Here is a 13,488-nt window from a genome sequence, read left to right on the forward strand (position 1 = left end):
TCCAGGACGTCACCATCAACCTCAACGGCCACCACCTCACCGCCGCCGACCCCCTGACCCCCGAAGCCGAGAAAATCCTCACCGCCCTGAACATCCCAACAGGGCACTAAAAACTGTGCAACTCAGGTTGAGCCGCGGCCGCCGTCCGGGCGACACTCAAGTGAGGGCCGGGAAGCGCAGTCGGGGGCGCATACCCGGCCCTCTCCCCTTGGCTCCGGCGGCCGCCCACCGGGCGCCACCGGACCCGGAAGGCTCTCGCGGACGCACCGGTGTCCTTGCGGGGTCCCACCACGGCCCCTGCCACGGCCACGAGTGTCCACAGAAATGACATTGGGCCGTACGGGTCTCCCACTTGCCGACTAAAACCGCGGAATCACGCGGTTTTCAAACCAGCATCAACGTCGTCGGGCATCCAATGTCATTTCTGTGGACATCCAGCAGGAGACACAGCCCATCAACGCCGGACGTTATCCACAGGGGCCAACCACTTCCTGGCACCTCAGCCTCCAGCAGTCCAAGAATTGCTTCATGGATGACGATGTACTGACCCGTGTGGGTAACGCGCTTGGCGCTGTTGCGCAGGCTGAGCTACATCTGAACCGTACCGAGCGCCGCCGCCTCCAGGCCCTGGTGGACGCGGGAGAGCTCAAACGGTATCCGCACGGAATCGTAGCGCTGCCCGACGTCGATCGACGCATCCTCATCGCCCGCCTTCACCGAGGTCTTATCACCTGCGAGCATGCGGCCGCCTACTATGACCTTCCGCTTCCTTCGCCACCACGCAGTGTCCATGTTCTGACTCCGCAAGGGCGTCGAGTACCTCCGTTATGGGGTGAACACAGGCACGAGACCCGTGGGCGTTCCGTCCTTCGGCTGGAGGACTTCCCGGTTGTCTCACTCGCCCGCTGCGTCTCCGATCTCCTGTGCTGCGCAGAAGAGTGGACGGCTCTGGTCGCCGCCGACGCCGCCCTGCATCAGGGCAGAACTACTCGCCAGCAAGTATCCGCATATCTGCGCGGTCCTCGCCGTGTTCTTGGCCGGAATCGCCTTGAGCGCACCAGTGATCATGCTCGCAGCCCGTTGGAGACCCTGGCCAGAATTCAGCTGCGGGACGCCGGAATAGATGTTGCCGACGGCATAGTGATCTCAGGCGTTGGAGAAGTGGACTTGGTGGTAGCCGGATGGCTGATCGTCGAGCTCGACGGCTACGAGTTCCATTCCGACCAGTGGTCCTTCCACCACGACCGGGAACGCGATCGCGAACTGGTCCGGCAGGGTTATACACCCATCCGCTTCACGTCCAACAACGTGCGTTCAGGGAAGATCGTCACTGACGTCAAGCGGATTCTCTCCACCCGCCCGTAGGCGATGTAGGGAGTCGAAGCGCCGTGCCCGGCTAAGCCTGATGTCCACAGAAATGACATTGGATGCCCGACGACGTTGATGCTGGTTTGAAAACCGCGTGATTCCGCGGTTTTAGTCGGCGAGTGGGCGACCCGTACGGCCTAATGTCATTTCTGTGGACACGCACCACGGGGAACACGGAGAATCAGTGCCCGGCAGAGCCCGTGGGCACGGCGGAGCCGATCGACGTCGGCCGGCTCCAGCGCAGGTAGGCCGCCGTCGCGGCCAGGACCAGGATGCCGCCCACCCAGAAGTGCGGCATCCACAGAAGCAGCCGCCACCAGCCGTAGCGCGAGAGCGACTGGCCGGCCAGGAGCCGCAGGACCAGGCCCGCCGAGCCGACCAGGCCATAGGTCATGAGCAGGACCCCCGAGACCCAGCCGAAGGCCAGGCGCATCCAGCGCGGCACCCTGATGACGTCCGGGCGCAGGAGAGCGAATCCGTAGACGACGAAGCTCAGCTTCACCAGCCCGGAAACAAGGACGACCACAACCAGCCAGGCGGGCAGCTCCTGGGCGAGCCGCAGGGCCTCGCCCTGAAGAGCCGTGTCGACCAGCCACGGGGACCCCAGCGCCCAGGACACACTGACGCAGCCGAAGAAGGCCCACCACAGCATCATGGCAAGCACCACAGCCCGCGACCGGCCCGTCATCTCAACGGCCCCTCGGGCCTACTCGGCCTCGACCAGGATCGTCACCGGACCGTCGGCCTCCATGTCAATGAGCATGTGGGCGCCGAACCTTCCGGTGGCCACCTCCAGGCCGCGCCCGCGCAGGTCCTCGGCCACGGCCTCCACCAGGGGCTCGGCCACCTCGCCGGGCGCCGCCTTGTTCCAGGTGGGGCGCCGCCCCTTGCGCGTATCGGCGTACAGGGTGAACTGGGAGACGACGAGCACCGGCGCACCGGCGTCGGACACCGACAGCTCACCCTCCATGAGCCGCAGGTCCGCGATCTTGCGGGCCACCGTGGCGACCTGCTTGGGGCCGTCGTCATGGGTGGCCCCCACCAGGACCATGAGGCCGGGCCGGGTGATCTCCCCGACCACCTCGCCGTCGACCCGGACGGCCGCCCGACTGACCCGCTGAATGACCGCGCGCATCAGCGACCAGGGCTCCAGTCGCGCGGGCCGCGGCCGGCACCACCGCCACGCCCCGGGCGGCGCTGCGAGGCTCGCCCCGGAATCCGGATCGAGGAACGCACCCGCACCGGCATCAGCGCCTGCAAGGCCGGGCGCACATCCACCAGGTAGATGGCACTGGCCACCACGGCCAGCAGACCGATGAACGACACCCCCGTCGAGGCCCCTGCGACGTACACGGCCAGAAGGGCCTCATACGCCAGGAAGGTCCCCACCACGGCAGCCACCGCGTTGACGACGAGCCAGAAGTTCTTGCTGCGCTTGTCCGCCGCGGCGTAGTACTGAGCCGGCCGCAGCGCCGAGTCGATGAGCGCCCAGACCCCGAGGACCGCGGCGGAGACCTGCGCCGCGCACCAGATCACGGCGACAGCGAGGGCGAGATAGTAGGCAACGAGACTGAGGATGCTCACGCGCCCCAGGCTACCGGTCGGTGGCCCACGATCCCAGCGATACGGCCACGCCCAGCGAGAACAGTTGACGCCTCACGCACCCGGCAGCGGCGCTCCTCGCCGCCACCCGACGGTAGGGCGCCCGACGCCGGGAGCGGATCAGAGCCTCAGACCCTTGCGCAGCTCCGCCCCGGGACGCTCGGAGGGACTGGCCTGAGCGCGACCCTCGGGCGAGACCAGCGGCTCCTGGGCGGCATCGACCCGGCCGACGGCGACCGTCTCACCGGTGCCCTCATCGACCTCAGTGATCTCCACGGTCAGCTGCTCACCCACGGGCACGGCGCGGCGCAGCAGGGCCAGGGCGATGGGGCCGAGCTCGTGGTGGCGCGCCACCGAGGTCACGGCGCCCACGGTCCGCTCCCCCATGCGCACGACCGCCCCCGGCCGCGGCAGGTCACCGCCCAGGCCGTCGAGCTGGAGCACCGTCAGGCGCCGCGGCGGGCGTCCCAGGTTGAGGGTGCGTGCAATCGTCTCCTGGCCCGGGTAGCAGCCCTTCGTCAGGTGCACGGCCGTGCGCAGCCAGTCCATCTCGTGGGGGATCGCGCGAGCATCGGCCTCGCGGGCCCGGCGGGGGCGACCCGCCTCGACGCGCAGCGCCTCCCAGGCCAGGGCCCCGGCCAAACGCCGGTTCGTCCCGGCGGCGAGGAACGTTCTCGCCACGGCGCCCACGCCGCTGGTGGGAACCAGGACGAACCCGGCCCGGTAACCCTCGCCGGGATGCGGTCGTTCCAGTCCGACGTCGTAGCTCGTGCCGCCCTCGACGACGCCCGGCCACGGGTCGCGCCACAGTCCGATGAGCGAGCCCTGCACCTCGGCGCCGGCGGCCTCAGTGGCCTCAGTGGCGTCAGTGGCCTCGACGGCGTCGCCGGCGTCGGTCTGAGCCCCCGCCGCCGGTGGCGCGGTGTCGCGCGCCGCCTGAGCCAGGGCGTCGAGCCCCTCCCCCAGGGCGCCCAGTGCCGCGACGTCGGGCCGCTCGGCGACCTCGACGCGCAGCATGAAGCGCATGGAGTCCAGGAAGGCCGCCAGGTCCGCGCCGCCGCCGGCCTCGGTGACGAGCCAGAGGGTACGACCGTCGTCGAGGGCCGCGAGCGCGTGGGTGATGTGCCCCTGGGCGTCGAGGAGGAGCGTCTCCACGCCGCCGTCGCCCGGTTCCAGTGCGGTGAGCACCTGGCTGGACAGGGTGGTCAGCCAACTCAGGCGGTCCTGCCCGGTCACGGCCACGACGTCGCGCGCCAGGGCGCAGGTGGCTCGTCCCTCGGCCAGGGCGGCCTGCTCGCGGCCGGGGTCGCCGAGGTGGGCGGGGACGGCCTCATCGGGGTCGCCCGGAGCGGAGGCGACGGCGCCGGGACGGTTCAGCAGCGGGGAGGGGAGCATCAGGCGGTCGGCTCGGCGTCGTCGGAGTCTGAGGAGTCGGAGGCGGGCTCGGAGGAGTCTGCGGGCTCGACCGGGTCGAGGGCCGATCCGGGCTGGGCGGCGGGGTCGCCTAAGTCGTCGACGCGGCCGAGCCTCCCGGAGGCGTAGGTGGTCACCTCGGTCTTACCGAAGGCCGCCATGTCCTGGGTCCACATGAGGTCGCCGCCCACGAGCCCGAGCATGCGGGTCATCTCCTCCACGGCGACGGCGGTGCGGGCCCGGCCCACGGCCTGGGTGCCGACCTGGGCGCGCGGCCCCTGGATCCATCCCTCCCAGACGGCGACGTGGCCGGCGGGGTCGGCCGAGACGAGCTCGAGCCGGGTGACGGGGATGAGGGGACCGCCGGCGTTCTCGGAGGGTGTCTCACCGGAGGCACCGGCCTCACCGGCGGCGTCAGAGGAGTCAGCGGTCTCGGTGGTGGCCTCGGTGGCAGTCTCGGCGGAGGCGCCGTCGGGCTGCTCCTGGCCGACGGGCCGCCAGTAGGTGGTCTCGGTGGACCAGATCTGGGCGGGGGCCAGGAGGGAGGCGCCCTGGAGGCCGGGCATCTCGAAGTCGAGGTTCTTGGAGCGGGTGGCGTCGACCGTCCAGATCGTGGTGGTCTGGCGCAGGTAGGGGCCGCCGTCGTGGTCGAAGGTCATCTCCTGGTAGACGGCCTGCTCGGGCACGGTCTCGCCGTAGGTGAGGATGCCGTAGCCGCGCCAGGTTCCGACCAGCCAGGCCAGCGGATAGAGCTCGGGGGCCAGGTCGTCAGGAAGCGTGAATGCCATGCCCGCAGCCTACGACGTCGGCCCGGCCCGGCACACACGCGCACCGCCAACCGACCAGGCTGCCCGACCCGCCAAGCTGCTCGGGACACCCAGGTCGCACCTTCGCGCGCATCGGGGACTGCGTCTGACCTCGGGGACTGCGTTTTCTCGCAGATGACTGGGCTCTGACCTCAGTGGTTTGCGTCGAAACGCAGTCCTCACGCGGAATGTAAGTCACCGCTCCAGGACAGTGCGGCCCTGGCCGGAGCCGCGGACCAGGAGGTCGCCATCAGCCGGCGAGGAAGCCGCCCATGAGCCGAGCGATCGCGTACACCGGAACGCCGACCGACAGGATCGGCACGAGCGCGGAGGCCACGGCCGCCCGTCCCCCGGGCACCCACCGGTGGGTCCACAGGACGCGGTTGCCTGCGGCCATGAGCACCCCGGCCACGAAGCCGACGACGACGCAGGCCACGGCGCTTTGCAGGGCCGCCGTCGTGCTGATGTGGGACAGGCCGAAGAAGCCGGCCGCGGCCAGCACGTAGCCGGCGCCGCCGGCGAGCAGCGCCGGAACCGTGACGGTGAGGGCCTCCAGCACGCGGGCGCGCACGTTGAGGACGGTCAGCACCGCGCCGACGAACAGGGCCAGACAGGTGGGCACGACGACGGCGGGGTCGGCCAGCCCCGGCTCCAGGGCGCACCAGGCCGAGCCGGAGACCACCACGAGACAGCCCGCCACCGTCGAGGACAGGTCCTCGACCAGGTTGTGCCGGCCGTCGCGCCGCAGCATCTGGCCGACGAAGGCCAGCAGGATCGAGAAGGCCATGACCAGGCCGGCGACCCCCATGTCGTCGAGGAGGTAGACGCTGGTCGCGGCCGCCAGGCCGCTGATCGTCATGACGATCGTGGCCCCCAGGTCGTGCCGGGCGCGCACGAGCGCGGGCCAGCCCTGGGCTGCGGTCGGCACCAGGAGGGCCACGAGGACCAGCCTCACCCATCCGGGCAGCACGGAGCCGACCGCCAGCAGCAGCGGCACCAGGCCTGCGAAGGCGAGCCGGGTCCAGGCCGGGTCCACCAGGCCCGGCTCCTTGGGGCGGTTGGAGGCCCGGCGAGTGGCGTAACCGAGGTCCTCGGCGAGGTTGAGGGTGTCCACCGAGTCTCCCGATCGGGCCGATGCCGGGGCGTCGGGAGAACCGGCCGAGTCACCGGAGGCCGCCGAACGGGCTGAGCGCGGGGAGGCGGCCGAAGCGGTCGACCGCCCGGAGCCGCCCGAGCCACCTGGGTCGCCCGAGCCGATGACACTGGCCCAGTCCGTTGCGCCACGGACGGCCGCAGGCGCCGTCGGGACGGCCGCACCGCTGGAGTCGTCGCGGGAGTCACGGGAGGCTCCACGGGCGCGTGCAGCCTGCTGAGCTCGTCGGTGATGGGTAGTCACAGCACGCATCGTCCCACACCCGGACGGCCGCGGGCCCCACTCCGGCGTCTCCCGATCCGGTCATTTGTCTCCCCGCGGATTCCGCTCTCGGCCAGGTGTGGTTGACTTGCCCCGACAGTATCGCCGCTGCTCAGCTCGTCTGCGCCGGTGAGTCCCGGTCGAGAGCCCCGGAGGGAGCAGTCATGCGGATCATCATGTTCACTCGTGAGAGCGACGCCACCGATGTCCTGCCCGCAACCTCCTTCCTCGACTCCCAGGTGGAGTGCCTTCCCCCGATCCCCTCCTCCTATGCGGAGGTGGACAGCGCCGACGTCGTCATGATCGACGCGCGCGGGGACCTGACCCGGGCCCGCGCCCTGTGCCAGCTCTTCACCGGTCCCATGGACTGCCCGCCCATCATCCTCATCCTGGAGGAGGGCGGTGCCGCCGCCGTGCAGATCGACTGGGGGGCCGCCGACTTCGTCATGGCCGGCGCCAAGCCCGCCGAGCTCTCGGCCCGGCTGCGGCTGCTGCGCGCCCACGTCCCGGTGGTGGACGAGGTCGACGACGACCGCATCGACGTCGGCGACCTCGTCATCGACGTCACCGCCTACACGGCCCGCCTGCGCGGTTCGATCCTGGACCTGACCTACAAGGAGTTCGAGCTGCTGAAGTTCCTGGCCGCCAACCAGGGGCGGGTGCTGACCCGCGACGCGCTCCTGCACGAGGTGTGGGGCGAGGACTACATCGGCGGCTCGCGCACGGTGGATGTCCACATTCGTCGTCTGCGCGCCAAGTTGGGCACCGAGCACGACCACCTCATCGGCACGGTCCGCAACGTCGGCTACCGCCTGGACGCCCCCGAGGACGCGTAGAGGCGGGGACGTCAGGCCTAGTCCGGGCAGGTTCGGCAGGGCCGTGGTACAGCGCTCCCGACCGACTGGTGGACACCGGCGCCGCCTGTGTTCCGGACCTGTACACTCTTGGGCGGCGTCGGGCCGTGACGGGCCCCGGGCTCCAACTCAAGCCGCCGCGAGCGGCATTCGCGCCGACTGGCGCTCTCCGGCCCGACGTCCTCACTCTCCTGATACCGAGTCGGGCATTTTTCGCGTAGCCCTACCGAAAAACGGTTGTCCTACGCGAAAAATGTCCGACTCGACGGATCCGATCGGTGGCGTACCCGCCCCCTCAGCCGAAGCGGCCGGAGATGTAGTCCTCGGTGGCCTGCTCGCTGGGGGCGGAGAAGATCTTGTCGGTGGAGTCGTACTCGACGAGGTGGCCGGGCTTACCGGTGGCCTCCAGGTTGAAGAAGCCGGTCATGTCGCTTACACGCGAGGCCTGCTGCATGTTGTGGGTGACGATGACGATCGTGTAGTCCGTCTTGAGCTCGGAGATGAGGTCCTCGATCGCCAGCGTGGAGATGGGGTCCAGGGCGGAGCAGGGTTCGTCCATGAGCAGGACGGCGGGCTTGACCGCGATGGCGCGGGCGATGCACAGGCGCTGCTGCTGGCCGCCCGAGAGTCCCAGCCCCGGCCGGTCGAGGCGGTCCTTGACCTCGTCCCACAGGTTGGCCCCGCGCAGGGAGGCCTCCACCAGGTCGTCGGCGTCGGACTTCTTGATCCGGCGGTTGTTGAGGCGCACGCCGGCCAGGACGTTCTCGGCGATGGACATGGTGGGGAACGGGTTGGGCCGCTGGAAGACCATGCCGATGGCGCGGCGCACCTGGACGGCGTCGACGCCGGGGCCGTAGAGGTTGACGCCGTCGACGATGACCTGGCCCTCGACGCGGGCGCCGGGGATGGTCTCGTGCATGCGGTTGAGGGTGCGCAGGAAGGTGGACTTCCCGCAGCCGGAGGGGCCAATGAGGGCGGTGACGGACTTGGGCTCGATGACGACGTTGACGTCCTTGACGGCCAGGAAGTCGCCGTAGTAGATGTTCTCGCCGATGACGTCGATGCGCTTGGACACGTCGGTTCCTTTACCTGAGGTGGACGGTGGAGTGCTCTGGGGGCTCTGGAGGTACTGGGCGCGCTGCGGCTCGGGCCGGGCTCAGCGCCGGCCGCCCTTGGGGCTGAAGTACTTCGAGATGAGGCGAGCCGCGAGGTTGAGCAGCATGACGAGGATGATGAGGGTCAGCGCCCCGGCCCAGGCGCGTTCCATGGCGGCGGCCTCACCACGGGAGTACTGGTCGTAGACGAGCACCGGCAGGGTGGCCATGGAGCCGTCGAGCGGGTTGGTGTTGGTGCGGATCGTCAGGCCCACGGTGATGAGCAGCGGCGCGGTCTCGCCGATGACGCGGGCGATGGCGATCATGACGGAGGTGGTGATGCCGGCCACCGCGGTACGCAGCACGACCTTGACGATGGTGAGCCACTTGGGCACGCCGAGCGCGTAGGAGGCCTCGCGCAGATGGGAGGGGACGAGCTTGAGCATCTCCTCCACGCCGCGGATGACCACCGGCGTCATGAGGACGCTCAGGGCGACGGCACCGATGATGCCGGCCTGGTAGCGGGGTCCGGCCGCGACGAGGAAGATCGAGTAGGCGAACAGCCCGGCCACGATCGAGGGGATGCCGGTCATGACGTCGACGAGGAAGGTGATGGCCCGGGCGATCCAGCCGCCGTTGTACTCCACGAGGAAGATGGCGGTGAACAGGCCCAGCGGCACCGAGATGAGCGTGGCGATCCCGGTGATCTGGAGGGTCCCGACGATGCCGTGGTAGAAGCCGCCGTTGGAGGCGTCGGCGCCGCGCATGTTGGTGGTGAGGAAGTCGTAGCCGAAGCGGGCCGAGCCGCCGGACAGGACCATCCACACCAGGGAGACCAGCGGCACCATGACGATGGCGAAGGACAGGTAGATGAGGAGGGTCACCAGGGTGTTGCGGCCCCAGCGCTCGCCCTCGCGCACCCAGGAGACGGCCGTGGCGCCCACCACCCACGTCAGGGCGGTCAGGGTGACGACGGCGGCGATGCTCCAGCCGGCCAGCAGCCCGACCCCGCCGACGACGACGAAGGCGGCTCCCAGCGCCGCCCAGATGAACCAGTCGGGCAGGCGGTAGGAGGTCAGGGGCACGCCCTCGATGGAGGGCGGGTCGGCCAGGGGGTCGACGGGGGCGGCCGGGGCCTCGGCGGCCGCGAGCGCGGCCTTGAGGGACTTGGGGGCGGGCGCCGCGCCGGCCGGATCGGCGGAACCGTCGGCAGCAGAGCCAGTGGGGCCAGTAGGGCCGGCGGGCTCGGGGCGCAGGTCGACGCCGTCGGAGGCCGTGCTAGACCTGGGGTCGGCAGCGGGGCCGCCAGCCGGGTCGGGCGTGTTCGTGGGTGTCATGTCAGCTGGCTCCTGAGAACTCGGAGCGGCGCGCGATGATCCACCGCGCCAGGGAGTTGACCGCGAAGGTGATGATGAACAGGACCAGGCCGGTGGCGATGAGCACGTTGACGCTCAGTCCGTAGGCCTCGCGGAACTGCGAGGCGATGTTGGCGGCGATGGTCTGGTGCTGGCCGGCCTGGAGGATGCGCAGGTTCAGCCCCATGCCGGGAGAGAGGATCATGAGGACCGCCATGGTCTCGCCCAGGGCGCGCCCGAGCCCCAGCATGGAGGCGGAGATGATGCCGGAGCGGCCGAAGGGCAGGACTGCCTGACGGATCATCTCGTAGCGGGTGGCGCCCAGGGCCAGGGAGGCCTCCTCCTGGAGGGTGGGGGTCTGGAGGAAGATCTCGCGGATGGTGGCGGTGATGATCGGCAGGATCATGACGGCCAGCACCAGGGAGGCGGTGGTGATGTTCTTGGCCGGGGCCGTGTAGTCGGCGAACAGCGGGATGAAGCCGAGGTTCTCGGTCAGCCAGGTGTTGACCGGGTCGAGCAGGGGCACGAGCCACAGGAAGCCCCACAGGCCGAAGACCACCGAGGGGATGGCGGCCAGGAGGTCGACCATGTACCCCAGCACCTGGGCCAGGCGGCGCGGGGCGAAGTGGGAGATGAACAGGGCCACCCCGATGCTCAGCGGCACCGCGACGCCCAGGGCGATGGTCGAGGACAGCAGCGTGCCGAAGACGAGCGGGGCCACGTAGCCCCACAGCCCGCTCTCGCGCATGAAGGAGACCGACTCGAGGGTCTCGCGCGAGGCCGTCAGGGCGGGCAGGGCCTCCCGGATGAGGAAGGCGGCCACGAGGGCGAGCACCACCATGATGAGGGTGCCGGCCCCGAAGGACAGGCCGGTGAAGATCCGGTTGCCGGTCTGCCCGGGGGCCTTCCCGGGCTGGATGGCGGCGTTATCGGCGGCATCGGGCGCGGTCACGGCGCCCGCTGGGGGCGGTGGGGCCGACGACGGTGCGGTGGTGCTGGCCACGGCTGACCCTCCTCGGGGTGTCTGGGGCGGCGGCTGGGCGGGTGGGTTGTCGGTGGGCATGTGCGGTGCGGTTCGGTGCGGTCCGGTGCGGCGACTGGCCGGCCAGCGGCTCAGGCCTCGATCTTGTCGATGGCGGCATTGATCTTCTCGCGCATCTCCCGGGTGATGGGGGCGCAGCCGGTGGCCTTGGACGAGGTGTCCTGGCCCCTGGTGGAGGCGGCGAAGCGCAGGTAGGCCTTGACGATGGCGGCGATCTCGGCGTCGTCGTAGCTCAGGCGGGCGACGAGGTAGGAGACCAGGACGATGGGGTAGGCGCCGTCGGCGTCCGGGCTGGGGGTGTAGACCAGGCGGGTCTCGTCGGCCTCGGCGCTCAGGGTGGCGGCGTCGAGGGCGGCTGCGGCGGCGTCGGCTGAGACGGAGACGAACCTGCCCGACGCGTCCGAGTCCTTCTCACCCGACTTGTCCGAGCCGTCCTGGTCGGACTTCTCCGAGTCACCGTTGTCCGACTCGCCGGAGCCATCCTTGTCCGACGCGTCCGAGTCCTTCTTACCCGACTTGTCCGAGTCGTCCTTGTCGGAGCCGTCTTTGTCCGAGCTGCCGATGGCGACGGTTCCCAGCGTGGAGGGCACCTTGGAGGCGTCGGCGTAGCCGATGGCGCCGACGGCGGCGGAGACGGTCTGGATCATGCCGGCGGTGCCGTCGCCGGACTGGCCCCCGCGCAGCGGCCAGGTCTCCTCGGGCTCGTGGGTCCAGACCTCGGGGGCGATCGTGGCCAGGTAGGTGGTCAGGGCCTTGGTGGTGCCGGAGTCGTCGGAGCGGCCGACGACGATGATCCGCCGGTCCGGCAGCGCGGCCTCGGGGTTGAGGGCGACCAGGGCGGGGTCGTTCCAGCGGGTGATGGCACCGGCGAGGACCTTCGCGAGGATCTCGCCGGTCATGTTGACGTGGGACTCTCCGGTGAGGCCGGGCAGGTTGTAGGCCACGGCGATCGGGGAGATGTAGAGGGGCAGCTCGACGACGCCGCCGATCTTGTCGATCTCGGCGGTGGTCATGGGGGTGTCGGTACCGGCGAAGTCGACGGCGCCCTCGACCAGCTTGGTGCGCCCGGCCCCGGAGCCGCCGCCGGCGTAGTCGACGGTGGCGCGTAGGTTGGCGCCCATGAAGGCGTTCATCCAGGCGTCCTGCGCGTCGGACTGGGAGGTGGCGCCCGCGCCGCGGATCTCTCCCTCCAGGTCGCTGGAGGCGTTGGGGTCGGGGGCGCCGGCGTCGCGCCCGCAGGCGGCCAGCGCGGTCAGGGCGGCCGCGCTCAGGGCGCCCAGGGCGCCGCGACGGGTCAGGAGCACAGGCTCTCCTCGCTGAGTCGGGGTTTCAGTCGGGTGCCGGGCGGATGTCTGGCAGCGCAGACGATAGGCGCCCCGGATGAAGGTTCCGGGTGACTGCGGTAAACAGCGGGTGAACTCCTCTTGTGAGGACCGCCACCGGGTTCCGACGACGTCGGACGACGTCGGATACGGCCTCGGCCTCAGAGAGCGCTCGGCGCGCGCTCAGCGCCCCTCGGACAGGACTGGGCGCTGCTTCTCGATGGCGACGGCGCGGATCTTGCCGCGGGGGCGGCGGGCCATGTGGACCACGAGGATCTCCCCCGTCTTGAGCCAGGGGTCCCGGTCGGGCACGGAGCGCAGGAGCTTGCCGGGCGCGTACTGGGAGACGACGTCCATGATGGTGGGCAGGACGGGCCGGTGGGTGCACAGCGCCGTCGGCTCCTCGCGCGCGCCCAGGACCTTCTTGACCACCGAGCGCGCACCCTTGGGGCGCTCGGCGTGGGCCATCTCGGTCAGGGCCCCGGCCGTCTCCAGGGTCAGGCCGGCGGCCGTGGCGTAGGGGGCGACCGTGTCCACGCAGCGCTTCCAGGGACTGGTGATGACCCGGCCAACCCCGTATGCGGCCAGGATCGGGACGAGGGCGCGGGCACGGGTCTCACCCTGGTCGTGGGTCAGGGGGCGGGTGGCCTCGTCGGTCTCCTTGTCCCGCTCCTTGGGGCGGTTCCACACCGAGCGCTTGACGGCGCGGCCGTGGCGCACGAGGACCAGGGTCCAGGTGTCGAGCTTGCCGTCCTCCCACAGGTCGACCAGCTCTCCGAGCAGATCTCGGTCGTAGGAGTGGGTCAGGCGCTTGCGGGCCTGGCCCACGCGCAACCACTCGACGTCGTCGATCTCCTTGGTGGAGGCGGGCTTGACGGCGGCGCGGGCGGCGACGGCGGCCGAGGAGCCGGGGGCGACGCGGGCGGCCCAGTAGTGGACCTCCTTGCGGGTGCCGTCGCCGATCTTGTAGCGCACGCGGCTGAGCGGTTGGCCCAGGATCACCTGGACGCCGGTCTCCTCGGCGACCTCGCGCACGGCGCAGGTGCGCACGGACTCGCAGGGGTCGACCTTGCCCTTGGGGATGGACCAGTCGTCGTAGCGGGGGCGGTGGACCAGGAGCACCTCGAGGTGCTTGCCCTTCTCGCGCCACACGAGGGCGCCGGCGGCCCGCACCGTCTCGCGCGAGCCGTTCTTACTGCTGGACGGACTCATGGCACG

The 13,488-nt window shown here is 70.6% G+C and carries 13 protein-coding genes; 2 read left to right on the forward strand and 11 right to left on the reverse strand.

Annotated elements, in window-relative coordinates:
- Window positions 1-426 precede the first annotated feature (426 nt).
- Window positions 427-1,365: a DUF559 domain-containing protein gene (locus HCR68_RS05115; RefSeq protein WP_243858943.1), complete on the forward strand. Its 939-nt coding sequence runs from the start codon at window positions 427-429 to the stop codon at window positions 1,363-1,365.
- Window positions 1,366-1,549: 184 nt separating this feature from the next.
- Here HCR68_RS05115 and HCR68_RS05120 read toward each other — a convergent pair whose 3' ends face one another.
- The 6 genes from HCR68_RS05120 to HCR68_RS05145 form a co-directional block, all read right to left on the reverse strand.
- Entirely contained in the window at window positions 1,550-2,023 is a 474-nt protein-coding gene (locus HCR68_RS05120) for a DUF3995 domain-containing protein (RefSeq protein WP_243858944.1), read from the reverse strand.
- 51 nt (window positions 2,024-2,074) lie between these two features.
- Window positions 2,075-2,503, reverse strand: coding sequence for a D-aminoacyl-tRNA deacylase (gene dtd, locus HCR68_RS05125; RefSeq protein ID WP_167147076.1), 429 nt, complete (start codon window positions 2,501-2,503; stop codon window positions 2,075-2,077).
- Window positions 2,503-2,952, reverse strand: coding sequence for a DUF2516 family protein (locus HCR68_RS05130; protein ID WP_167147079.1), 450 nt, complete (start codon window positions 2,950-2,952; stop codon window positions 2,503-2,505). Before HCR68_RS05130 ends, dtd begins: the two co-directional genes overlap by 1 nt.
- Window positions 2,953-3,090: 138 nt before the next feature.
- Window positions 3,091-4,365 carry a glycine cleavage T C-terminal barrel domain-containing protein gene (locus HCR68_RS05135; protein WP_167147082.1) on the reverse strand — a complete coding sequence of 425 codons (1,275 nt, stop codon included), beginning with the start codon at window positions 4,363-4,365 and terminating at the stop codon, window positions 3,091-3,093.
- Complete coding sequence (locus HCR68_RS05140) at window positions 4,365-5,171, reverse strand: FABP family protein (RefSeq protein ID WP_167147085.1); 807 nt, start codon at window positions 5,169-5,171, stop codon at window positions 4,365-4,367. Before HCR68_RS05140 ends, HCR68_RS05135 begins: the two co-directional genes overlap by 1 nt.
- 268 nt (window positions 5,172-5,439) lie before the next feature.
- On the reverse strand, window positions 5,440-6,594 hold the full coding sequence (locus HCR68_RS05145; protein ID WP_167147087.1) for a hypothetical protein: 1,155 nt from the start codon (window positions 6,592-6,594) through the stop codon (window positions 5,440-5,442).
- Window positions 6,595-6,767: 173 nt separating this feature from the next.
- Between HCR68_RS05145 and HCR68_RS05150 the strand changes: the two genes are divergently transcribed.
- Window positions 6,768-7,439 (forward strand): response regulator transcription factor, encoded by a 672-nt coding sequence (locus tag HCR68_RS05150; protein ID WP_167147090.1) that lies wholly within the window; start codon window positions 6,768-6,770, stop codon window positions 7,437-7,439.
- Window positions 7,440-7,752: 313 nt separating this feature from the next.
- Here HCR68_RS05150 and pstB read toward each other — a convergent pair whose 3' ends face one another.
- The 5 genes from pstB to HCR68_RS05175 all read right to left on the reverse strand — a co-directional run bounded on the left by pstB (window position 7,753) and on the right by HCR68_RS05175 (window position 13,482).
- On the reverse strand, window positions 7,753-8,532 hold the full coding sequence (pstB, locus tag HCR68_RS05155; protein WP_167147093.1) for a phosphate ABC transporter ATP-binding protein PstB: 780 nt from the start codon (window positions 8,530-8,532) through the stop codon (window positions 7,753-7,755).
- Between the two features lie 81 nt (window positions 8,533-8,613).
- Window positions 8,614-9,888 carry a phosphate ABC transporter permease PstA gene (gene pstA / locus HCR68_RS05160; protein ID WP_208320509.1) on the reverse strand — a complete coding sequence of 425 codons (1,275 nt, stop codon included), beginning with the start codon at window positions 9,886-9,888 and terminating at the stop codon, window positions 8,614-8,616.
- 1 nt (window position 9,889) lies between these two features.
- Complete coding sequence (pstC, locus tag HCR68_RS05165; RefSeq protein ID WP_167147095.1) at window positions 9,890-10,909, reverse strand: phosphate ABC transporter permease subunit PstC; 1,020 nt, start codon at window positions 10,907-10,909, stop codon at window positions 9,890-9,892.
- Window positions 10,910-11,019: 110 nt separating this feature from the next.
- The gene (locus HCR68_RS05170; RefSeq protein WP_167147098.1) at window positions 11,020-12,252 is read right to left on the reverse strand and encodes a phosphate ABC transporter substrate-binding protein PstS; all 1,233 of its coding nucleotides are present in this window, start codon (window positions 12,250-12,252) and stop codon (window positions 11,020-11,022) included.
- 201 nt (window positions 12,253-12,453) lie between these two features.
- Window positions 12,454-13,482 carry an NUDIX hydrolase gene (locus HCR68_RS05175; protein WP_167147101.1) on the reverse strand — a complete coding sequence of 343 codons (1,029 nt, stop codon included), beginning with the start codon at window positions 13,480-13,482 and terminating at the stop codon, window positions 12,454-12,456.
- Window positions 13,483-13,488: the final 6 nt, after the last annotated feature.

Source organism: Actinomyces sp. ZJ308, from assembly GCF_011752065.1.
Lineage (GTDB): Bacteria > Actinomycetota > Actinomycetes > Actinomycetales > Actinomycetaceae > Actinomyces.